This is a genomic window from Hydrogenophaga sp., assembly GCF_041913525.1.
Classification (GTDB): domain Bacteria; phylum Pseudomonadota; class Gammaproteobacteria; order Burkholderiales; family Burkholderiaceae_C; genus Hydrogenophaga.
The window spans coordinates 182,614-203,634 of record NZ_JAYSFD010000007.1 but is presented as its reverse complement, the minus strand read 5'-3'; the positions used below and the strand labels follow the sequence as shown (position 1 = coordinate 203,634).

Below are 21,021 nucleotides of genomic sequence, written 5' to 3'. Positions count from 1 at the left end.
GTTTCAGGCCCAGCTGCTCGGGCAGGCCGCCCACGTTGTGGTGGCTCTTGATGGTCACGGCCTTTTTGCTCTTGGCGCCGCCGGACTCGATCACGTCGGGGTAGATGGTGCCCTGGGCCAGCCACTTGGCGCCCTTGGCGCCGTCGCCCTTGAGCTTGGCGGCCTCGGCCTTGAACACGTCCACGAACAGGCCGCCGATGATCTTGCGCTTCTTCTCGGGGTCGGTCACGCCGGCCAGTTGGCCCAGGAACAGCTCGCTGGCGTCCACGCGAATCACCTTGGCGTGCAGCTTGCCGGCGAACATGTCCATGACCATGTCGCCTTCGTTCAGGCGCAGCAGGCCGTGGTCCACGAACACGCAGGTGAGCTGGTCGCCAATGGCGCGGTGGATGAGCGCGGCGGCCACGGACGAGTCCACGCCGCCCGAGAGGCCCAGGATCACCTCTTCGTCGCCCACTTGTTCGCGGATCTTCTGCACCGCCTCTTCGATGTGGTCGCGCATGATCCAGTCGGCGTTGGCGCCGCAGATGTCCAGCACAAAGCGCTCGAGCATGGCGCGGCCCTGCACGGTGTGCGTCACCTCGGGGTGGAACTGCACGGCGTAGAAGCGGCGGGCTTCGTCGGCCATGCCGGCGATGGGGCAGCTGGGCGTGCTGGCCATGAGCTTGAAGCCCGGCGGCATGTCGGTGACCTTGTCGCCGTGGCTCATCCACACCTTGAGCATGCCGTGGCCCTCGGGGGTGGTGAAGTCGGCAATGTCTTTGAGCAGCGCGGTATGGCCATGGGCGCGCACCTCGGCGTAGCCGAATTCGCGCGTGTGGCCGGCTTCCACCTTGCCGCCCAGTTGCTGGGCCATGGTCTGCATGCCGTAGCAGATGCCCAGCACGGGAATGCCCATCTCGAACACCACGGCAGGCGCCTTGTCGTCCACCTCGTAGACGCTGGCGTGGCTGCCCGAGAGGATGACGCCCTTGAGGCGGCCATCGGCGGCGAAGGCACGCACCTGCTCGTCCGTCATGTCGCAGGGGTGCACCTCGCAGTACACATGGGCCTCGCGCACGCGGCGGGCGATGAGCTGGGTGACTTGGGAGCCGAAGTCGAGGATGAGGATCTTGTCGTGTTGCATGGGGGCCTCAAGGGGTTTCAGAAAGGGTCGCAAGTGATGCCGCAGGCGCGCGCGGCCTGCAGCAGGGCGTTGTCTCGTGACACCAGGGTGCCGTTGAGCCGCACCACCAGTTCCAGGTAGGCGGCGTCGAAGTAACTGAGCTGGTGGGCATCGGCCAGGCGCAGCACCTGGCTGCGCCGGTGCAGGCTGGGCGCGGCGTCGATGTCCACCTGGGCTTGCGCCACCAGTTCCAGCCCGCGTTCGTAATGGGCGCGGGGCAAGCGGTGGCGGCGGCAGGCCAGCAGCAACTCGTTGCCCACCTGCCAAGGCCACAAATTGGGCGCGTGGTACAGGCCGCTGTCGGCGCGGGCCTGGGCGTAGTGGCGGTCGGCCACCGGGTGCTGCTGTTCGGGAATGAGCCAGGCGGCGGCCACGCTGGCGTCGATCACCAGGGGCTTCATGCCTGCCCTTTCGGCGCAGGCCAGGCCGCGCGAAAGGCGTGCAAGTCGTCCAGCGCCTGCTGGGCCACCCGGTCGCGCTCGGTGGCGGCCAGGTCTTGCACCTCGGCCACCAGCCGCACCACCGGCTTGCCGTGGCGGGTCAGCACCACCTGCTCGCCCTGCTCGGCCGCGCGAATCAGCTCGGACAGCTGGCCTTTGGCCTGGTGGATGGGAACAGAGAGCATGGGGCGGTGGCGGAAAAACCCGACATTGTGCCAGAGCAAGTGAATATGGACCAGAGATTTATGGACCAACTTTTGCCTTGAGGGCGAACCGCCTACCGGCGGCACGGCCCGTGCTTGAGCGGGTGGACTGTCTTGCGATTGCCACTGCCCATGCTGCACCCTCCCCGCGCTTACCAATACCTCGACGCCGTGGCCCGCGCCGGCTCCATCCGCCAGGCGGCCGAGAAGCTGCACGTGGCTTCCACCGCCCTGAACCGCATGATTCTGGAGCTGGAGGAACAGGCTGGCACGCCGCTGTTCGAGCGCCTGCCGCGCGGCGTGCGCCTCACCGCCGCGGGTGAGGTACTGGTGCACACGGTGCGCCGATCGTTGGCCGATCTGCGCTCGGCGCAATCGCAGATCGAGCAATTGCGCGGGCTGGTGCGCGGCACCGTGCGCCTGGGCTGCGCCGAATCGGTGGCCACCGATCTGGCGCCCAGCGCGGTGGTGCAGTACCAGGCGCAGCACCCAGGCGTGCAGTTCCAGGTGGTCTCAGGCGTGACGAACCAGTTGCTGGGCCTGCTGGCGCAAGACGAAATCGAGCTGGTGCTGGTGCACGACCCGGCCCCCAGCGACGACCTGCGCGTCATCACCCGCCTGCCCCAGCCCCTGTGCGCCATGGTGCGCCCCGACCACCCCCTGGCCGGGCGCACGCGCCTGCGCCTGGCCGATTGCCAGAAGTACCCGGTGGCCCTGGGCGACCAGTCGTTTGGCAGCCGGCGCCTGCTCGACGCGGTGATGGCGCGCTCGCGCATGGCGCTGCGCCCCCTGATCGAGGCCAGCACGGTGCAACTGCTCAAGGAGTTCACGCGCCAGACCGGGGCCATCAGCTTTCAGTTCCAGATCGGCACCTTGCAGGAGGCGCGGCGCGGCGAACTCGTGTCCATTCCCCTGAGCGACCCGGCCCTGGGCCGCAGCGAACTGGTGCTGGCGGTGCGCGAAGGGCGGCGCCTGCCCATTGCCACCATGAGCTTCATTGAGCTGCTGGTGTCGCGCCTGGCCGAGCTGACGCCCTGAGCGCACACATTTTTCGCTCACCCCGAGCGAAACATTGAGCTTCTAAGCAGCGCTGTGCGTCCAGATACTGGGCCACATGAACCGCGACAACGCCCCCCAACTTCAGGTCTTTCGCCTGGGCATGGCCCACCCGGGAGACCTCAGCGAACTGGCCGCCCTGCTGGACGACGGCACCCTGCGCGCCGACCAGGTGCAGGCCGTGATCGGCAAGACCGAAGGCAATGGCGGCGTGAACGACTTCACCCGCGGTTACTTCACCCAGTCGCTCATGCACCTGCTGGGCCAGCGCCTGGGCCGCGACCCCTTGTTGCTGCAGCACGAACTGCCTTGCATCCTCTCCGGCGGCACCGAGGGCGTGCTCTCGCCCCACTACACCGTGTTCGCCCGCACCGACGCCGCGCCCGGCGCCCCTGCCGGCCCGGCCCTGGCCATGGGGCGCGCCTTCAGCCCGCCCATGGTGGCCACGGTGGTGGGCCGCTGGGCCCAGGTGCGGGCCGTGGCCAAAGCCGTGCGCGCGGCCATGGCCGATGCCCTCATCGACGACCCGGCGGACGTGCGCTTCGTGCAGGTCAAAGGCCCTTGCGTCACCGCCGCCCGCGCCGCCGCCGCGCTGGCCGCCGGCCAGAGCGTGGCCAGCGCCGACCCCAACCGCTCCATGGCCCTGTCGCGCGCGGCCGGCGCCTTTGGCGTGGCCCTGGCGCTGGGCGAGATCGACGACAACCCCGCGCTGGAGGCCGCCCTGCTCTCGCGCTTTGACCTCTGGTGTGGCCGCGCCAGCGTGTCCAGCGGCGTGGAAGTGCAGGCCAACGAGGTGGTGCTGCTGGGCCACAGCCGCCATTGGCGCGGGCCACTGCGCATGGCCTGTGAGCCCATGAGCGATGCGCTTGACCTGCCCGCCGTCACCCGCGCCCTGGCCCAGCTCGGGCTGCCGGCCAACCCGCAACTCAGCCCCGCCGACAGCCGCCGCGTGGCCGCCGCGCTGGTGAAGTGCGAGCCCGACCGGCGAGGCCGTGTGCGCGGTGCGCGCCACACCATGCTGGACGACACCGACATCAACGCCCAGCGCCACGTGCGCGGCGCCGTGGGCGGGCTGGTGGCCGGCGCGCTGGGCGACGGCCGCGTGTTTGTGTCGGGTGGCGCCGAGCACCAGGGCCCCGACGGCGGCGGCCTGATCGCCGTGATCGCGGAGACCGCATGAGCACCGCCACCCTGCACGATTGGCCGGTGTGGCAGTTGGGCGCGCACGACCTGCACCAGGCCTACCAAGAAGGCCGCACCAACCCGGTGCGTGCACTGCAGGCGCACCTGGATCGCCTTGAAACGGTGCAGCCCATCGTGAACGCCATGGCCTGGGTCGACGAGCCCGGTGCCCGCGCCGCAGCGAAGGCCAGCGCCGAGCGCTGGCGCCGGGGCCAGCCGCTTTCCGCCCTGGACGGCGTGCCCATCACCGTGAAAGACAACATCCCCGTGGCCGGCATGCCCTGCCGCTGGGGCAGCCGCGTGTACGCCGACCACTGGCCCCTGCGCGACGAAAGCCCGGTGGCGCGGTTGCGCGAGGCCGGCGCGGTGGTCCTGGGCAAGACCACCGTGCCCGAATTCACCCTGTTGGGCCACACCGACAGCCCGCTCACCGGCCTCACCCGCAACCCCTGGAACCCGTCGCTCACGCCCGGCGGCTCCAGCGGTGGGGCGGTGGCCGCGCTGGCGGCGGGCGTGGGCGCGCTGGCCATTGGCACAGACGGCGGCGGCTCGATTCGCCGCCCCGCCGGCTTCACCGGGCTCTGTGGCCTCAAGCCCGGCTGGGGCACGGTGCCCCGGCGCGATGGCTTGCCCGACACCTTGCCCGAGATGGAAGTGGTGGGCCCCATGGGGCGCCGCGTGCTGGACCTGGTGCACGCTCTGGAAGCCATGGCAGGCGAGCGCCCCGGCGCCTGGCGCGGCCCGCGCCACGCCCTGGCAGCGCCCCAGCGCATCGCCTACTGGCGCCACATCGCCGGCCGGCCGATCGACCCGCGGGTGCTGGCCGTCTGCGACGCCGCCGCCCAGCAACTGCGCGAACTGGGCCACACCGTGGTGGAGGCCGACGCACCGCCCGAGGTGGACGCGTTCAACCAGTCGGCCTGGCCCGTCATCAGCGCCACCGGGCTGGCCCACGCCCTGAGCGACCGCCCCGACGCCGCGGCCCAGATGGGCCCGGCCATGGCCGCCCTGCTGGCGCGCGGCCAGGCCCTGCGCGCCACCGACCTGGCCACGGCCCAGGCCCAGGTGCGCCAGCTCAAGGCCGCCACCCAGGGCCTGTGGGCCACGCACGACCTGCTGCTCACCCCCACCTCGGCCGCCCTGCCCTGGCCAGCGGCCGACACCCACCCCGCCGAGATCGACGGCCAGCCGGTGGACGGCCGCGGCCACGCCGTGTTCACCGCCTTCGCCAACGCCACCGGCCTGCCCGCCCTCGCCCTGCCGGCCGGCCGCACCCATGGCCTGCCCGTGGGCATGCAACTGGTGGGTCGCCCCGGTGCCGAGGCCTTGCTGCTGGCATTGGGCTTGCAATGGGAAAGCACCTGCGGCCCCTGCCCTGCGTGGCCTTTGTGGCCCTGACCGATTTTTCTGGAGAACCGCCGCATGTCTGAACCCATCCGCCACATCGCCATCCTGGGCGCCGGTGTCGCCGGTGCCATCCTGGCCCGTCGCCTGTCTGCCCTGCCTGGCCTGAAAGTCACCTGCCTGGAGCGCGTGGCCCCCGACGACCACAGCGAGGCCGGCACCGGCCTGAACGTGGGCCCCAACGCCATCAAGGCCCTGCGCGCCTGCGACCCGGCCCTGGCCGACGCGGTGGTGGCCCAGAGCCTGCCCTGGGCCAACTGGCGCGTCTCGCTGGCCGACGGCTCGCTGCTGTTTGACCTGCCCCTGGCGCGCGTGGCCGACAACGCCGGCATCCGCATTCGCTGGTCAGAGCTGTACCGCATCCTGCGCGAAGGCGCCGGCCCGGCCATTCACTATGGCTGCGAGATCACCCACATCGGCCCCAGCCAGCGCGACGACACCCGCACCCGCGTGGCCTGGACGCAAAACGGCGTGGCCCACGAACTGGACGGCATTGACCTGCTGATCGGCACCGACGGCCGCTACTCCACCACCCGCGCCGCCTTCTCGGGCCTGCCCACCCCGCGCCACGTGGGCGTGGCCATCCTGCGCGTGCTGGTGGAAGACCGCAGCGGCGGCCTGGTGGACGACTACGAGCAGTGGTTCAACCGCCACCACCGCCTGCTGGCCTTCCGCGTGCCGCCGAACCACATCTACATCGCCGGCACCTTCCCGGTGGCCGCGGGCGCGCCCATTCCCGCCAGCTGGAAAACCCCCGAGGCCATGCGCCACGCCTTCCTGCCCGAAGGCCGGCCCGCCTCGCCCGCTGTGCAATGGCTGGTGGACGCCATGTGCGAACAGGTGGCCGACGCGCACTGGGCCCGCATGCAAGAGTCCGACGTGCTCTTTGCCGAGCCGGTGCGCCAAGTGCTCTACCTGGGCGACAGCGCGCACGGCATGGCGCCCACGCTGGGCCAGGGCGCCACGCAGGCCATGGAAGACGCCAGTTGCGCCGCTCGCCTGATCGAGCAGGCCGTGGCCGCAGGCAACCTGAACGTGCGCCATTGGATGGACGCCATCGACGCCGCGCGGCATGAGCGCATCCGCTTCGCCATGGAACTCTCGGTGCGCGCCACCGACACCATGCTGCAAGGCGCCGACCCGGTGGCCGGGGCGCGCTGGAAAACCGAGCCGCCCTTTCTGGACGACCTCTCGCGCCTGTTCCGCGACATCGCCATGGGGCAAGGCGCGTGATGAACACCCCTGTCGCCCCTGCCGGCCCCGCGCACGACGGCGCGCTGACCCTGGGCCTGTTCCACCTGGCCATCAAGACCGATGACCTGGCCCTCACCCGCGCCTTCTGGTGCGGCGTGATCGGCCTGCGCGAGGTGGCCCGGCCCGACTTCGGCTACCCCGGTGCCTGGCTGGCCTGCCCCCAGCCCGGCGGGCAAGCCATCGTGCACATCTACGCCGGTGGCCCGGCCCTCGGCGGCGCCGCCCGCGTGGCCAGCGGCACCGCGGCCATCGACCACGTCTCGCTGGCCTGCGCGGGCTACCACGCCTACCGCGCCCGCTTCCAGGCAGCCGGCCTGGATTGGCGCGAGTTCCTCGTGCCCGGCACCAGCCTGTGGCAGCTCTTTGTGTACGACCCCAGCGGCGTGCAACTGGAACTCACATTCGAGGGCAGCGCCGAAGCCGGCGCCCCGCCCGACAGGCGCGACGGCCGCGTTTACCGCGCCGGCCAGTCGTTCTTCACCGCGTCGGCTTACCCCCGGCAGACCCTTTTGTCACTTCACGGAGAAACCCACCATGCAACGCGCTGACTTCCTCGCCCTCGCCACCAAAGGCCTTGCCGCCCTGGCCCTGTCCACCGCGCTGCTGCCCGCCGCCCATGCCGCCGACAAGGTGCGCATCGGCGTGTTCCCCTCCAGCGCCGCGCTGCCCTTCTACATTGCCCAGAACCGGGGTTACTTCAAAGAGCTGGGCCTGGAGGTGGAAGAAGTGCCCATGACCAGCCACCCCCTCACAGTGCAGGCCATCGTGGCCGGCAACATCGACGGCGCGGTGAACCTGGTGACGCTGGAAGGCGCCAACATGGAAGCGCGCCGCCCCAAGACGCTGAAGTACCTCTCGCTCAACGGCCAGAACGCCGAGCACATGATCGAGCAGTTCGTGGTGAAGGCCGGCCACAAGGCGCAGTCGCTCAAAGACTTCAAGGGCGGCATCAAGCTGTTCTCGGCCCCCGGCCCGGCCAACATCGGCGCCGCCCGCGCCGTGCTCAAGAAGGTGGGGCTGACCGAAGGCACCGACTTCACCATCCAGGAACAGCCCGTGAACATGCACGCCAGCGTGCTGCAGGCCGGCACCTTCGACGGCGGCTACACCCTTGAGCCCGCCGCCACCATCCTGGTAGGCCAAAAAATTGGCAAGCGAGTGGAGGCCGGCGTGATCGCCACCCACCTGCTGGGCAACAAGAAAGCCAGCGCGTTCGCCGCTGGCGCGGTGCTGGCCGACAAGTTCTCGACCGAGCGCCCCGACGTGGCCAAGCGCTTCGCCGAGGCCTGGGCGCGCGGCGTGAAAGAGGCCCAGCGCGACAGCAGCACGCGCGGCTACCTGATCGCCGGCATGAAGGTGCCGCCAGAACTGGCCGCCGTGGTGCCGCTGCCGCGCATCGTGATGGCCAAAGACCTCAGCGCCGCCGACGTGACCGACTTCCAGAAATTCCTGGACCTGGGCGTGGAACTGGGCGTGGTGAAAGAAAAGCTCGACGGCCGCGCCCTGGTGCGCGCGTTCTGACGGCCGGCACGATGAAGGAGCCCGACATGCGAGTCTTTGCCCACAGCCAGCCACCGGCGGCGCCCGCCGCTGCGCAGGCGGCTGCCACCCCAGGCGTTGCCCCCCACCGCTGGTACCCGCCCGGCACCCACATCACCGTGCGCGGCCTGGTCAAGCGCTTTGATGGCGTCACCGTCTACGACCACTTCGACCTCGACATCCCCAAGGGCAAGATCACCTCGGTCTTCGGCCCCAACGGCTGCGGCAAGAGCACGCTCATCAACATGATCTCGGGCATCCTGCCCTACGACAGCGGGCAGATTCTGTTCGAGGGCAAAGAGGCGCGCGAGACCCGCATCGGCTACGTCTTCCAGAACTACCGCGAAGCCGTGTTCCCCTGGATGAAGGCCATCGACAACATCCGCTACCCGCTGCAGTTTCTCGACCTCACCAAGGCCGAGCGGCAAGAGCGGCTGGACCGCATCGTCAGCGCCTTCGACGTGCCCTTCGACCTGAACCGCTACCCCTACCAGATGTCGGGCGGCCAGCAACAACTCGTGTCCATCATGCGGGCGCTGGTGGTCGAGCCCGAGGTGCTGTTCCTGGACGAGCCCTTCTCCGCGCTCGACTACGAGATGGTCATGTTCCTGCGCGGCATCTTGCAAAAGGTGCTGAAGGAACGCGAGGTCACCACCCTGCTCGTCTCGCACGACCTCGACGAGGCCGTGCTGCTGGCCGACGAGGTGCTGCTGCTCACCAAGCGCCCCACCCAGGTGGCCGAGCGCCTGGTGTTCGACGCGCCGCGCCCGCGCAGCGCCGACACCACCGTCACCCCGGCCTTCGTGCAAACCAAGACCCGGGCCCTGGAGATTTTTCAACGGGAGGTTCGCGCATGAACACCACGCTGTGGCTTCGCCGCCTGCGCCCCCTGCTGGGCGCCTTCATCCTCATCGCGGGCTGGGCCATCCTGCACGCCATTGGCGCGGTCGACCCGGTGCTGCTGCCTTCGCCCAGCGAGGCAGCCCGCGCCTTCTGGCACGGCATGAACGAAGGCACCCTGGGCGCCGACTTCTACAAGACCATCGTGCGCACGCTCAGCTCCTTCGCCATTGCCCTGGTGGTGGCCGTGCCGCTGGGCATCGTGCTGGGCGCCTCACAGCGCCTGTACGAGTCCATCGAGTTCGCCATCGACTTCTTCCGCTCCACGCCGGCCTCGGCCCTGTTCCCGCTGTTCCTGGTGATCTTTGGCGCCGGCGAGCAGACCAAGATCGCCGTGGCGGCCTTCGGCGCGGCCCTGGTGATTCTCTTCAACGTGGCCTACGGCGTGATGGGTGCGCGCAAGCAGCGCCAGCTCGCCGCCCGCGTGATGCGCGCGCCGCGCTGGCGCGTGCTGACCGACGTGACCCTGCTGGAGTCCATGCCCCAGGTCTTCGTGGGCATGCGCTCGGGCGTGTCGCTGGCGCTGGTCATCGTGATCGTGGCCGAAATGTTCATCGGCTCCACCGATGGCCTGGGCCAGCGCGTGATGAACGCCCAGATGGTGTTCGACATGCCAGAGATGTACGCGGCCATCTTCGCGGCCGGTGCACTGGGCTATGTGATGAACCTGGTCTTCATCGTGGCCGAGCGCCGCTTCGTGCACTGGGGCGGCAAATGAACCGAGCCATGCCAACCACCGACATCAACCGCCCCGAGGTGCTGGCCGAGGTGAACGCCGTGTTCGACGCCTACGAGCAAGCCCTGGTCAGCAACGACATCGAGGTGCTGGACACCCTGTTCTGGCACTCGCCGCTCACCTTACGCTACGGCGCAGGCGAAAACCTGTACGGCTTCGACGCCATCCAGGCCTTCCGCCAGGGCCGCCCCACCGGCAACCTGGCGCGCACCGTCACGGCCCGGCAAGTCACCACCTTTGGCGACCACACCGCCGTGGCCAACATCGAGTTCGTGCGCGCCGGCAGCGAGCGCATCGGCCGCCAGAGCCAGACCTGGGTGCGCATGCCCGAGGGCTGGCGCGTGGTGGCCGCCCACGTCAGCCTGATGCTCTGAGCCCGCGAGCGCCCAAAAAAAAACGCCCCGGAAGGGGCGTTTCTCTTGAGGGATTGGATCACGGCATCAGTCGGCGCGGTAGTTCGGCGCTTCCTTGGTGATCTGCACGTCGTGCACGTGGCTCTCGCGAATGCCGGCCGAGGTGATCTCCACGAACTCGGCCTTCTCGCGCATCTCTTCCACCGTGGCGCAACCGCAGTAGCCCATGGCCGCGCGCAGACCGCCCGCCATCTGGAAAATGATCGACACCACCGAGCCCTTGTAGGGCACGCGGCCTTCAATGCCTTCGGGCACCAGCTTGTCGGCGTTGGGGTTGCCGGTGCTGCTTTCCTGGAAGTAGCGGTCGGCGCTGCCCTGCTGCATGGCGCCAATCGAGCCCATGCCACGGTAGCTCTTGTAGCTGCGGCCCTGGAACAGCACGATCTCGCCCGGCGCCTCTTCGGTGCCGGCGAACATGCCGCCCATCATCACGGTGCTGGCGCCTGCCGCAATGGCCTTGGCGATGTCACCGCTGTAGCGAATGCCACCGTCGCCAATCAGCGGCACGCCCGTACCCTTGAGGGCCGTGGCCACGCTGTCAATGGCCATGATCTGGGGCACACCCACGCCCGCCACGATGCGGGTGGTGCAGATGGAGCCGGGGCCAATGCCCACCTTCACGCCATCGGCACCGGCTTCCACCAGGGCCAGGGCGGCCGCGCCGGTGGCGATGTTGCCGCCGATCACGTCCACCTGCGGGTAGTTCTGCTTCACCCAGCGCACACGGTCGATCACGCCCTTGCTGTGGCCGTGCGCCGTGTCCACCACGATGGCGTCCACGCCCGCCTTCACCAGGGCTTCCACGCGCTCTTCGGTGCCAGCGCCCACGCCCACCGCCGCGCCCACGCGCAGGCGGCCGGCGGCGTCGCGCGCGGCGTTGGGGAAATTGAGTTGCTTGGTGATGTCCTTCACCGTGATGAGACCCTTGAGCTCAAAGGCCTCGTTCACCACCAGCAGGCGCTCGAGCTTGTGCTTGTTCAGCAGCGCCTTCGCCTCGGCCGGCGTGGTGCCGTCGGGCACCGTGACCAGGCGCTCGCGCGGGGTCATGATCTCGCTCACCGGCAGTTCGTAGCGGGTCTCAAAGCGCAGGTCACGGCCCGTGACGATGCCGACCACCCGGCCAGCGTCCACCACCGGGAAGCCCGAGACGCCCAGCTCTTCGGAGAGCTGCATCACCTGGCGCACCGTGGTTTGCGGGGAGATGACCACGGGGTCGCGCAGCAAGCCCGACTCATAGCGCTTGACCTTGGCCACGTGAGCGGCCTGCTCCTGCGCGGTGAGGTTCTTGTGAACGATGCCGATGCCGCCTTCTTGCGCGATCGCGATGGCCAGACGGGCCTCGGTCACGGTGTCCATGGCCGCGGAGACCAGGGGCAGATTCAGGCGGATGTTTCGGGTGAACTGGGTGGCGAGCGAAGTGTCCTTGGGCAGGACCTGGGAGTACGCTGGCACCAGCAAGACGTCGTCGAAGGTGAGCGCTTTGCCGAGGAGGCGCATGGGTCAATCTCCAAAAACACGATTGTACCTGCGGCCCCAAGCCCAGCCGGCTGGCCGCTCCACTCAACCGGTCAGGCGCCACGTGGCATTGCGGCCCAAAAGCTCGGCGATACACTGCCGCGCATGAGCTTCCTGCGCCGCCCCCCCTTCCCCGCCCGCAGCGCCTTGGTGCTGCTTGCCTTGTTCTCCAGCCTGAGCGTGCAGGCCCAATGGCAGTGGATGGACAGCACCGGGCGCAAGGTGTTCAGCGACACGGCACCTCCCGCCAGCGTGCCCGAGAAAAGCATCCTCAAGCGACCCGGCGCCGCGCCTGTGGCCGCGGCCTCTCCCGCTGCGGCAACAGATGCCGCCAAACCTGAACCGGCCAAGGCAGACGCCCAACTGGAAGCCCGCAAGAAAGAGGCAGAGAACGCCGAAGCCGCCAAGAAGAAGGCAGAGGCGGATCGCCTGGCCAAGGCACGCGCCGAGGTCTGCACCAGGGCCCAGCAGAACCGCGCAGCCCTGCAATCGGGCCAGCGCATCGCCACCGTGAACGCCCAGGGCGAGCGCGAATTCATGAGCGACGATCGCCGCGCCAGCGAATTGCGCCGTCTGGAAGGCATCATCCGCACCGACTGCGCACCGGCCGCGCAGTAAGTCGCCCTGCCCGCTGGCGCCTTAGTAGCCGGCTTTGGAGCCGGGCCTGCGCTTGGCAAACAAACCGGCGCCACGCGCTCCCTGGCCCTGGAAACGCTCGCGCCGCGCCACCTTCGGGTCAACGCGCAAGGCGCGCACCGCCTCAACTCGGTCGCCATCGCGCAGCGCCTGCTCGCCAGTGCACCGGCGGCCCCACACCCCCAGCGTCACCTCAGCCGCCAGCAAACTCGGGAAGCGCTGCGCCCAGCCAGACACGGCCAGGGCCTGTGCCACGGTGGCGCCATCCGCCAGCTCCACCTGCGCCTCATGCACCGTGCGGGGCGCCTCGGCGTACAGCAGGCTCACGCGCATGGCGCTCATGTGCCGTACACCTGATCGGCGCGCTTCACAAACGCGTCCACCAGGCTGCCGGCGATGCGCTCGAACACAGGCCCCACCACCGCGGCCAGCGCATTGCTGGAAAAGCCGTAACGCAGCGTGAACTCGACCTTGCAGGCCGACTGATCGCCATTGCCCAGCGGGGTGAAGGTCCAGTGGCCATCAAGCTGGGAAAACGGGCCGTCCACCAGGGCCATGTGCACCTCGCGGTCATTGACGTGGGTGTTGCGGGTGGTGAAGGCCTGGCGCAGGCCGCCGATGGACATGCCCACCCGAGCGAGCATGCCGTCGTCCGTCTGCTCCAACACCTCGCCCCGGTCACACCAGGGCAGGAATTCGGGATAGCGGGCAACATCGGTGACCAGCGCAAACATCTCGGGCGCGCTGTGCCACAGCAAAACAGACTTGTGAATGGTTTTCATACAATCAGCGCCCGGTCGACGCCTGTCGGCCCTCGCCGGGCGACGAGCAACCCGCGATTTTAGGCGGGCTTGCACCTTGCCCCGCCGCCCCCAATTGAAAGCCCATGGCCAGCAACCCCAAAGGCGCTCCGCGCAAGACCACCGACAGCCGCATCGCCGACAACAAGAAGGCGCTGTTCAACTACCACATCGAAGAGCGCTTCGAGGCGGGCATGGTGCTGCAAGGCTGGGAAGTCAAGGCCCTGCGCGAAGGCAAGGTCCAGCTCACCGACGGCTACGTTGTCATCCGCGAGGGTGAGCTTTACCTGATCGGTTGCCAGATCAACCCACTGCGCACCGCCAGCACCCACGTCACGGCCGAAGCCGCCCGCACCAAGAAGCTGCTGCTGCACAAAGACCAGATCCGCCGCCTCATCGGCAAGGTCGAACAAAAAGGCCATACCCTGGTGCCGCTGAACCTGCACTGGAAAAACGGCAAGGTGAAGTGCGAAATTGCGCTGGCCAAGGGCAAGGCCGAACACGACAAGCGCGACACCATCAAAGACCGCGAAGGCAAGCGCGAAGTGGAGCGCGCCATGAAGAGCCGCAATCGCTGACTTTTTCGTGGGCGGTGGAATAAACCGCCCCACCATGGCGTTAATGCCGGTGCAGAACCCCTCTGCGCCCTCTTCCCTTCTGGAGAACACGCCATGAAATTGCTGATGCCCCTGGTTCTTTCCGCCGCCTTGCTGGGCGGCTGCGCGTCGATGTATGCCTCCGCCTCTCCGGCCAAGACCGCCGATGGCGTGCTGGTGGGGCCCAATCAGATGACGCTCTACACCTTTGACCGCGACGTGGCCGGCAGTGGCAAGTCGGTCTGCAACGGCCCCTGCGCCACCAACTGGCCGCCCTTCATGGCGGGTGCGAGCGACAAGGCCTCGGGCGACTACAGCATCATCACCCGTGACGACGGTGGCAAGCAGTGGGCCTTCAAAGGCAAGCCGCTCTACTACTGGGCCAAGGACAGCAAGCCGGGCGACAAGACCGGTGATGGCTTCAACAACGTCTGGCGCGTGGTCAAGCCCTGATTGAGGTTCATGAGCCCCACCGAACTCACGGCCCACATCCCCAGCCTGCGCCGCTACGCGCGGGCCTTGACGGGGGATGCATGGGCGGCCGATGACTTGGTGCAGGACACGCTGGAGCGGGCCTGCAGCAAGTGGCGGCTGTGGACGGTGGGCACCAACCTGCGCGCCTGGCTCTTCACGCTGATGCACCACCTGCACGCCAGCCAGGCGCGACAAGACTCGCGGCGCTCGGCCATGCTGCCCTTGGTGAACGTGGACGATGTCGAGGCCGAGCTGGTGGCGCCAGTCGCCGCCGATGGCCTGGCCCTTGACCTGCAGCGCTGCCTGCTGCAACTGCCCGAAGAGCAGCGGGCCGTGCTGCTGCTGGTGAGCCTGGAAGACATGAGCTACGCGCAAGTGGCCCGCATCACGGGTGCGCCGATCGGTACGGTGATGTCGCGCCTGTCGCGCGCTCGCAGCCGTTTGCTTGCTCTCCTGAACGCCCCTGGCAGCGCCGAGCACGTGGACGCCGGTGCTGGTGCACCCCGACTGAAGCGGCTCAAGTGAGCCCCATGCCGCCATGAAGCCATCCCTCCACACCCCACTGAGCGACGCCGAAATCGACGCCTGGATCGACGGCCAGGTGCCGCCCGCCGATCAACCCGCTTTGCAGGAACGCCTGAACCACGACGCACAGGCCCGCGAACGCATTGCGCAAGGACTGGCCTTGCGGGATCGCCTGCGCGCCCTGCACCGGGACGCGCTGGGCGAACCCGTGCCCACCGCGTTGCTGGCGGCGGCACAAGGCGCACAGGCGGCAAGTGCCCGGGCGCTGCGCTGGCAACGCTGGGGCGGCATGGCCGCAGGAGTGGTGGTGGCCTTCGGGGCAGGATGGATGGGGCGATCGCATTGGCCCTTGCCCACTGAGCAGCAGGCGGCGACCACCGCCAACGGCCTGCCTGGCTTTGCCCGCGATGCCGTGCTGGCCCACGTGGTCTACTCCCCGGAAAAGCGGCACCCGGTGGAGGTGGGGGCCAGCGAACAGGAGCACTTGGTGCAGTGGCTGTCGCGCCGCACGGGCAAGGCCTTGAAGGTGCCCGACCTTGCCCGCCAGGGCTACCAGCTGGTGGGCGGGCGCCTGCTGCCGGGGGCCGCGGGGGCCAGGGCCTTGTTCATGTTCCAGAACGCCGACGGTGTGCGATTGACGCTGTACCTGGGGGCGCTGGCAGGCCCAGGCGCAGCACCGGCCGGTGACGACCAGCCTTCGCGCGAGGACACCGCCTTTCGCTTCACCCAGGACGGCCCGGTGCCCGCGTTTTACTGGGTCGACCAAGGCTTTGGTTATGCACTCAGCGGCCCCTTGAGCCAGCGCGAGCTGATGGCGCTGGCCACCACCGTGTACCAGCAGCTCTGAGCCGCTGGGTCGGCGCTCAGTTCAGGTGGGCCAGAGGATGGCCCGAGACCGGCCAGGGGTTCTCGAAGAAGGCCTCGACCTCGGCGTCTTGCACGTCTTCGATGCGCGCCGGGTTCCATTTGGGCTGCTTGTCCTTGTCCACGGCCAGGGCGCGAATGCCCTCCACCGTCTCACTGGCGGTGCCAGGGCGCAGGTGGAAGCAGCGGCGCACCAGGCCACGCTCCATGCGCAGGTCTTGGGCCAGGGTCATGGGGCGGGCGCGGCGGATTTGCTCCAGCACCACGTGCAGCATCAGCGGCGAGCGTTGGCGCAGCACTTTCGCGGTCTGGCGCGCCCAGTCGCTGTCGCTGCCCTCCAGCGCCGCGATGATGGCCTTGATGCTGTCCAGGCCGAAGACGCGGTCCACCTCGGCGCGCGGCCAGGGCGCCGGGGCCGGCGTGTCGTCGAGTTGCTCGCGCACCCAGCGCTGCACGTCCTCGCCGCTGAGAAAGGCGGCCTCATCGGCCAGGCCGCTCCAGATGGCGGGCAGTCGGTCAGACGCCACCAGGCCATCGGCCAAGCCAGCGGTGATGGCCTGCGCCCCGTGCAGCACCTGGCCGGTGAGGCCCAGGTACTCCCCCAGGCGACCGGCGCAACGGCTCAGGAAATAGCCGCCGCCCACGTCAGGGAACAGGCCGATGTTGGTCTCGGGCATGGCCAGTTGGCTGCGCTCGGTCACCACGCGCAGGCTCGCGCCCTTGCTGATGCCCATGCCACCGCCCATGCAGATGCCGTCCATGAAGGCCATGTAGGGCTTGGGGTAGCTGAAGATCAGGTGGTTGAGCGCGTACTCTTCGGTGAAGAAGTCTTCCAGCTCGGGATTGCCGGCCAGCGCGGCCTGGTGAAAGAAGCGGATGTCGCCGCCTGCGCAGAAGGCCCCGAACGGCCCTTCTTTGTTGACGCCACGGATCACCACCGCCAGCACCTGCGGGTCTTCTCGCCAGGCCAGCAGTGCCGCCGTGATGCCGCGGATCATGCCCAGCGACAGCGCGTTGATGGCCTTGGGGCGGTTGAGGGTGAGGCAGCCCACGCGGCCGCGCACTTCTGCGATCAGGTGTTGTTCGTTGTCCGACATGTTGTCTCCAGTCGTGAGACCGGCGCGATCAGGCGCGGTCAATGGTTTGAATGCGTGGCGTGCCGGCACGCGACTGCCAGCCCAGCAGCTCGTTCACCACCAGTGCGCCGATCACCACGCTGCCCCCGACCAGCACCTCTCGGCCCGGCGCCTCACCAGCGCCCAGCCAAGCCAGCAAAATGCCGAAGATCACTTCCAGCAAGGCCAGGAGCGAGACCTCGGGGGCCTTGAGGGATCGGGCGCAGACCACGGCCAGCGCACACGGGATGGCCAATTGAACCAGACCCAGCAGGGCCAACCACGTCACATCGGCGGCAGTGGCCTGAAATGGCCAGGCCATGGGCAGGGTGACGAGGGCCGACAAGGTGCCGCCCACCAGCACCGAAGGCACCAGGTCAATCTTCTCGCCATGGGTCTGGCTGCGCTGCACCACCGTCCAGTTGATGGCGCCCGCCATGGGCACGCACAGCGACACCAGCGAGCCCACCACCAAGCCGCTGGCGGCCGTGTCGGGGGACGACAAGGCCGCCAGGAACTGGCTGCCGTACATGTAGACAATGCCCGCGCCGGCCACCACGATGGCGGCCCAGGTGCGCCAGGCCAGGCGCTGCCCCAGCGCCACGCGGGCCACCAGAGCGGTCAGCAGCGGCCCCACCGCCATGATCACCAGCACATTGGCCACAGTGGTGAGCGTGAGCGCCAGCATGAAGGCGGTGAACATCACGCTCCAGCACACCCCACTCAGCCAGAACGCACCAGAGGTCGGCAGCAGGCCCCAGTGCCTGTGCAAAAAGGCCATCCGCCCCGCGCCAGGCTCGTCGGGAATGGTGCCGTTCTGCCGGTCTGCCGAGCGCCACAGGGGCAGGATCACCAGCAGTGACAGCGCCGTGAAGGCGCTGCGCCAGAAGGTCACTTCGAACCGCGCAGCCGACTCCAGCTGCCGAGACACCACACCAGCGATCGCCCACATCAGGGTGACCGCCACCATGAGGAAGACCGCCTGGGTATGCGTCAGGCGGCTGAGGGCCCGAAATGGCATGGCTGGGTGGGATCAGGCCTCGCGGCTGGCGCGCTTGCGCTCGTGCTCCTTCAGGAAGCGCTTGCGCAGGCGAATGCTCTTGGGCGTGATTTCGACCAGTTCGTCGTCTTCGATGAAATCGACGCCGTATTCCAGCGTGAGGTCGATCGGCGGGGTGATCTTGATCGCGTCTTCCTTGCCACTGACGCGGAAGTTGGTCAGCTGCTTGGTGCGGGTGGCGTTCACCACCAGGTCGTTGTCGCGGCTGTGGATGCCCACGATCATGCCCTCGTACACCGGGTCGTTGGGCTTGACGAACATGCGGCCACGATCGTCGAGCTTGCCCAGGGCATAGGTGAAGATTTCACCGTCGTCCATGGAGATCAGCACACCATTCTTGCGGCCGCCAATGTCGCCCTTGTGCGGCTCGTAGCCGTCAAAGATGGAGGCGATCAGGCCCGAGCCGCGGGTCAGGTTCAGGAACTCGTTGGAGAAACCGATCAGGCCACGGGCCGGGATGCGGTACTCCAGGCGCACACGGCCACGGCCGTCCGGCTCCATGTTGATCATTTCGCCCTTGCGCAGGCCCAGCGCCTGCATCACGCCACCCTGGTGCTGTTCTTCCACGTCAGCGGTGACCAGCTCCATCGGCTCGCACTTCACGCCGTCAATTTCCTTGAACATCACGCGCGGCTTCGACACGGCCAGCTCATAGCCTTCGCGGCGCATGTTTTCGATCAGGATGGTCAGGTGCAGTTCGCCGCGGCCGGACACCTCGAAAATGCCGTCTTCACCGGTTTCCTTCACGCGCAGGGCCACGTTGTGCTGCAGCTCTTTCTGCAGGCGGTCCCAGATCTGGCGGCTGGTGACGAACTTGCCTTCACGACCAGCCAGCGGGCTGGTGTTCACGCAGAAGTTCATGGTCAGGGTGGGCTCGTCCACCTTGAGCATGGGCAGCGGCATGGGGTTGTTCGGGTCGGTCAGGGTGACGCCGATGCCAATCTCTTCAATGCCGTTGATCAGCACGATGTCGCCAGGGCCCGCCTCGGTGACCTGCGTGCGGTCCAGGCCCTGGAAGGTCAGCACCTGGTTGACGCGGCCCTTGACGCTCTTGCCGTCCGGCCCTTCCATCACCAGCACGTCCATGCTGGGCTTGATGGTGCCCTGGCTGATGCGGCCCACGCCGATGCGGCCGACGAAGCTGTTGTAGTCCAGCGCGGAAATCTGCAGCTGCAGGGGCGCAGACGGGTCGCCCTGGTGGGCCGGCACATGCTTCAGGATGGTGTTGAACAGGGCCGACATATCGGGGCCCCATTGCTCGCCCGGCGCGCCCTCTTCCAGCGACGACCAGCCGTTGATGCCCGAGGCGTAGACCACGGGGAAGTCGAGCTGCTCGTCGGTGGCGCCCAGCTTGTCGAACAGGTCAAAAGCGGCGTTGACCACCTTGTCGCAGTTGGCGCCGGGCTTGTCCACCTTGTTGACCACCACGATGGGGCGCAGGCCCAGGGCCAGGGCCTTCTTGGTCACGAAGCGGGTCTGAGGCATCGGGCCTTCCTGGGCGTCGATCAGCAGCACCACGCCGTCCACCATCGACAGTGCGCGCTCCACCTCGCCACCGAAGTCCGCGTGGCCGGGGGTGTCGACGATGTTGATGTGGGTGCCTTCCCAGCTCACGGCGCAGTTCTTGGCCAGGATGGTGATGCCACGCTCGCGTTCGATGGCGTTGTTGTCCATCACCGTGTCCACGACTTTCTCGTGTTCGGCGAAGGTGCCAGACTGGCGCAGGAGTTGGTCGACCATGGTGGTTTTGCCATGGTCGACGTGGGCAATGATGGCGATGTTGCGGATTTGCTTGCTCATGATTGGGCTTCCAAGATTTGCTGAATGTCGTTGGGGCTCAGCAAGCGCCCCGGTATGAGTTCTCCGCCCTGCACGTGGGCGGTGCCCAGCAACACAGGTTGGGTGGCGCCCTGTGTGGGCGGGCCGTACACCGCCACATGGCTGGCGTTGGGCCATGGGCCGCGACGCCGCATGCCGCTGAGAAAGCGAGCCGCATTCTCCGCGTCCAGCGTGACGGTCTGGTGATCGCCCAGCAGCACGTCAACCGGCTGCAAGGCTTGTTGACGCTCGGCCTCGGGCAGGGCTTCCAGGGCCTCGAGCGTGACGCACTGCGATTGCTCGAACGGCCCGGTGGCCACGCGGCGCAGGAAGCGCAGGTGTCCGCCACAGCCCAGCGCCTGGCCAATGTCTTCGCCCAGCGTGCGGATGTAGGTGCCCTTGCTGCAGCGCACGCGCAGACGCAAAAAGGGCTCCTCTCCCGCCAGTTGCATGTCGAGCAGTTCCAGCTCGTGAATGACCACCTGCCGGGGCTCGCGCTCGACTGTCTGACCGTCACGCGCGTACTCATAGAGCGGCTTGCCGTCTTTCTTGAGTGCGCTGTGCATGGGCGGCACCTGGGTGATGGGGCCGGTGAAGCGGTCGAGCACCTCGACCACCTGTCCCGGCGTGCAAGCGACGGCGGCGGTGGCCAGAACATCGCCTTCGGCATCGCCCGTGCTGGTGACCACGCCCAGGCGCACCACCGTCTCGTAGGTCTTGTCAGCGTCCAAGTGGAGCTGGCTGAACTTCGTGGCCGCGCCAAAACACAAGGGCAGCACGCCGCTGGCCAGAGGATCCAGCGTGCCGGTGTGGCCCGCTTTCTCGGCGCGCAGCAACCACTTGGCCCTTTGCAAGGCCTGATTGCTGGAGAGACCCAGCGGTTTGTCGAGCAACAACACCCCGTGCACAGGGCGCCGTTGCACCCTTGTGCGCGGCGCGTTCACGGTCAGTCTTCCTTTGCGCGCGAGGAGACCGCCTTGGCAATCAAGGCGTTCATGTCGGCCGCACGCTCGGTGGTGCGGTCAAACACGAAGTGCAGCGTGGGCACGGTGTGGATGTGCAGGCGCTTGAACAGCGCGTTGCGCAGGAAACCAGCGGCGGCGTTCAGGCCTTCCGTGGTTTCCTCGGGGTTGCCGGTGAGCAGGCTGAAGAACACCTTGGCGTGGGCGTAGTCGGGCGTGACCTCCACGGCATTGAGCGTGACCATGCCCACCCGCGGGTCCTTCAACTCGCGGGCGATCAGCTCCGCCAGATCGCGCTGGATCTGGTCGGCCACGCGAAAGCCGCGGTTGGGTACGGAAGAAGCCTTGCGGGGCATGGTGCTCG

25 protein-coding genes are annotated in these 21,021 nt (G+C 68.3%); 14 read left to right on the top strand and 11 right to left on the bottom strand.

The window, feature by feature from the left end; all coding sequences use genetic code 11:
- The 3 genes from guaA to ACE3RQ_RS11190 all read right to left on the bottom strand — a co-directional run.
- Positions 1-1,126 (bottom strand): glutamine-hydrolyzing GMP synthase (gene guaA / locus ACE3RQ_RS11200; protein WP_374522071.1); only part of this gene is annotated, 1,126 nt, incomplete at its 3' end.
- A 17-nt stretch (positions 1,127-1,143) separates the two neighbouring features.
- Positions 1,144-1,566: a type II toxin-antitoxin system VapC family toxin gene (locus ACE3RQ_RS11195; protein WP_374522069.1), complete on the bottom strand. Its 423-nt coding sequence runs from the start codon at positions 1,564-1,566 to the stop codon at positions 1,144-1,146.
- The gene (locus tag ACE3RQ_RS11190) at positions 1,563-1,790 is read right to left on the bottom strand and encodes a type II toxin-antitoxin system Phd/YefM family antitoxin (protein WP_374522068.1); all 228 of its coding nucleotides are present in this window, start codon (positions 1,788-1,790) and stop codon (positions 1,563-1,565) included. Before ACE3RQ_RS11190 ends, ACE3RQ_RS11195 begins: the two co-directional genes overlap by 4 nt.
- Positions 1,791-1,940: 150 nt before the next feature.
- Between ACE3RQ_RS11190 and ACE3RQ_RS11185 the strand changes: the two genes are divergently transcribed.
- The 9 genes from ACE3RQ_RS11185 (at position 1,941) to hpxZ (ending at position 10,253) form a co-directional block, all read left to right on the top strand.
- Entirely contained in the window at positions 1,941-2,846 is a 906-nt protein-coding gene (locus ACE3RQ_RS11185; RefSeq protein ID WP_374522067.1) for a LysR family transcriptional regulator, read from the top strand.
- 76 nt (positions 2,847-2,922) lie between these two features.
- Positions 2,923-4,044 (top strand): ring-opening amidohydrolase, encoded by a 1,122-nt coding sequence (locus tag ACE3RQ_RS11180; RefSeq protein ID WP_374522066.1) that lies wholly within the window; start codon positions 2,923-2,925, stop codon positions 4,042-4,044.
- On the top strand, positions 4,041-5,444 hold the full coding sequence (locus tag ACE3RQ_RS11175) for an amidase (protein WP_374522065.1): 1,404 nt from the start codon (positions 4,041-4,043) through the stop codon (positions 5,442-5,444). Before ACE3RQ_RS11180 ends, ACE3RQ_RS11175 begins: the two co-directional genes overlap by 4 nt.
- A gap of 24 nt (positions 5,445-5,468) precedes the next feature.
- Complete coding sequence (locus ACE3RQ_RS11170) at positions 5,469-6,683, top strand: FAD-dependent monooxygenase (protein WP_374522064.1); 1,215 nt, start codon at positions 5,469-5,471, stop codon at positions 6,681-6,683.
- Complete coding sequence (locus tag ACE3RQ_RS11165) at positions 6,683-7,252, top strand: VOC family protein (RefSeq protein WP_374522063.1); 570 nt, start codon at positions 6,683-6,685, stop codon at positions 7,250-7,252. Before ACE3RQ_RS11170 ends, ACE3RQ_RS11165 begins: the two co-directional genes overlap by 1 nt.
- On the top strand, positions 7,239-8,225 hold the full coding sequence (locus ACE3RQ_RS11160; RefSeq protein WP_374522062.1) for an ABC transporter substrate-binding protein: 987 nt from the start codon (positions 7,239-7,241) through the stop codon (positions 8,223-8,225). Before ACE3RQ_RS11165 ends, ACE3RQ_RS11160 begins: the two co-directional genes overlap by 14 nt.
- A gap of 26 nt (positions 8,226-8,251) precedes the next feature.
- Positions 8,252-9,100 (top strand): ABC transporter ATP-binding protein, encoded by an 849-nt coding sequence (locus tag ACE3RQ_RS11155; protein ID WP_374522061.1) that lies wholly within the window; start codon positions 8,252-8,254, stop codon positions 9,098-9,100.
- Entirely contained in the window at positions 9,097-9,861 is a 765-nt protein-coding gene (locus ACE3RQ_RS11150) for an ABC transporter permease (RefSeq protein ID WP_374522060.1), read from the top strand. Before ACE3RQ_RS11155 ends, ACE3RQ_RS11150 begins: the two co-directional genes overlap by 4 nt.
- Before the next feature lie 8 nt (positions 9,862-9,869).
- Positions 9,870-10,253 carry an oxalurate catabolism protein HpxZ gene (hpxZ, locus tag ACE3RQ_RS11145; protein ID WP_374522059.1) on the top strand — a complete coding sequence of 128 codons (384 nt, stop codon included), beginning with the start codon at positions 9,870-9,872 and terminating at the stop codon, positions 10,251-10,253.
- A 66-nt stretch (positions 10,254-10,319) separates the two neighbouring features.
- Here the strand turns inward: hpxZ and guaB are convergent, their stop codons facing one another.
- Complete coding sequence (gene guaB / locus ACE3RQ_RS11140) at positions 10,320-11,789, bottom strand: IMP dehydrogenase (protein WP_374522057.1); 1,470 nt, start codon at positions 11,787-11,789, stop codon at positions 10,320-10,322.
- Positions 11,790-11,912: 123 nt separating this feature from the next.
- On the opposite strand from guaB, the gene ACE3RQ_RS11135 reads away from it, so the two are divergent.
- Complete coding sequence (locus ACE3RQ_RS11135) at positions 11,913-12,425, top strand: DUF4124 domain-containing protein (RefSeq protein WP_374522055.1); 513 nt, start codon at positions 11,913-11,915, stop codon at positions 12,423-12,425.
- Between the two features lie 21 nt (positions 12,426-12,446).
- Here ACE3RQ_RS11135 and ACE3RQ_RS11130 read toward each other — a convergent pair whose 3' ends face one another.
- Positions 12,447-12,785 (bottom strand): RnfH family protein, encoded by a 339-nt coding sequence (locus ACE3RQ_RS11130; RefSeq protein WP_374522054.1) that lies wholly within the window; start codon positions 12,783-12,785, stop codon positions 12,447-12,449.
- Positions 12,782-13,225 (bottom strand): type II toxin-antitoxin system RatA family toxin, encoded by a 444-nt coding sequence (locus ACE3RQ_RS11125; RefSeq protein WP_374522052.1) that lies wholly within the window; start codon positions 13,223-13,225, stop codon positions 12,782-12,784. Before ACE3RQ_RS11125 ends, ACE3RQ_RS11130 begins: the two co-directional genes overlap by 4 nt.
- Positions 13,226-13,329: 104 nt before the next feature.
- Between ACE3RQ_RS11125 and smpB the strand changes: the two genes are divergently transcribed.
- The 4 genes from smpB (at position 13,330) to ACE3RQ_RS11105 (ending at position 15,685) form a co-directional block, all read left to right on the top strand.
- Positions 13,330-13,821 carry an SsrA-binding protein SmpB gene (gene smpB, locus ACE3RQ_RS11120; RefSeq protein WP_374522051.1) on the top strand — a complete coding sequence of 164 codons (492 nt, stop codon included), beginning with the start codon at positions 13,330-13,332 and terminating at the stop codon, positions 13,819-13,821.
- A gap of 93 nt (positions 13,822-13,914) precedes the next feature.
- Positions 13,915-14,292 carry a hypothetical protein gene (locus ACE3RQ_RS11115; RefSeq protein WP_374522050.1) on the top strand — a complete coding sequence of 126 codons (378 nt, stop codon included), beginning with the start codon at positions 13,915-13,917 and terminating at the stop codon, positions 14,290-14,292.
- 9 nt (positions 14,293-14,301) lie between these two features.
- On the top strand, positions 14,302-14,838 hold the full coding sequence (locus ACE3RQ_RS11110; RefSeq protein WP_374522049.1) for an RNA polymerase sigma factor: 537 nt from the start codon (positions 14,302-14,304) through the stop codon (positions 14,836-14,838).
- A gap of 13 nt (positions 14,839-14,851) precedes the next feature.
- Complete coding sequence (locus ACE3RQ_RS11105; RefSeq protein WP_374522048.1) at positions 14,852-15,685, top strand: anti-sigma factor; 834 nt, start codon at positions 14,852-14,854, stop codon at positions 15,683-15,685.
- Between the two features lie 16 nt (positions 15,686-15,701).
- Here the strand turns inward: ACE3RQ_RS11105 and ACE3RQ_RS11100 are convergent, their stop codons facing one another.
- The 5 genes from ACE3RQ_RS11100 to rbfA are packed head-to-tail and all read right to left on the bottom strand — an operon-like array spanning position 15,702 to position 21,013.
- On the bottom strand, positions 15,702-16,799 hold the full coding sequence (locus tag ACE3RQ_RS11100; RefSeq protein ID WP_374522047.1) for an enoyl-CoA hydratase/isomerase family protein: 1,098 nt from the start codon (positions 16,797-16,799) through the stop codon (positions 15,702-15,704).
- A gap of 28 nt (positions 16,800-16,827) precedes the next feature.
- Positions 16,828-17,838: a DMT family transporter gene (locus tag ACE3RQ_RS11095; RefSeq protein ID WP_374522046.1), complete on the bottom strand. Its 1,011-nt coding sequence runs from the start codon at positions 17,836-17,838 to the stop codon at positions 16,828-16,830.
- Between the two features lie 12 nt (positions 17,839-17,850).
- On the bottom strand, positions 17,851-19,677 hold the full coding sequence (typA, locus tag ACE3RQ_RS11090) for a translational GTPase TypA (protein WP_374522045.1): 1,827 nt from the start codon (positions 19,675-19,677) through the stop codon (positions 17,851-17,853).
- On the bottom strand, positions 19,674-20,639 hold the full coding sequence (gene truB, locus ACE3RQ_RS11085; RefSeq protein ID WP_374522044.1) for a tRNA pseudouridine(55) synthase TruB: 966 nt from the start codon (positions 20,637-20,639) through the stop codon (positions 19,674-19,676). Before truB ends, typA begins: the two co-directional genes overlap by 4 nt.
- A 2-nt stretch (positions 20,640-20,641) precedes the next feature.
- Positions 20,642-21,013, bottom strand: a complete 372-nt coding sequence (gene rbfA / locus ACE3RQ_RS11080) for a 30S ribosome-binding factor RbfA (protein ID WP_374522043.1) — start codon at positions 21,011-21,013, stop codon at positions 20,642-20,644.
- Positions 21,014-21,021 lie beyond the last annotated feature (8 nt).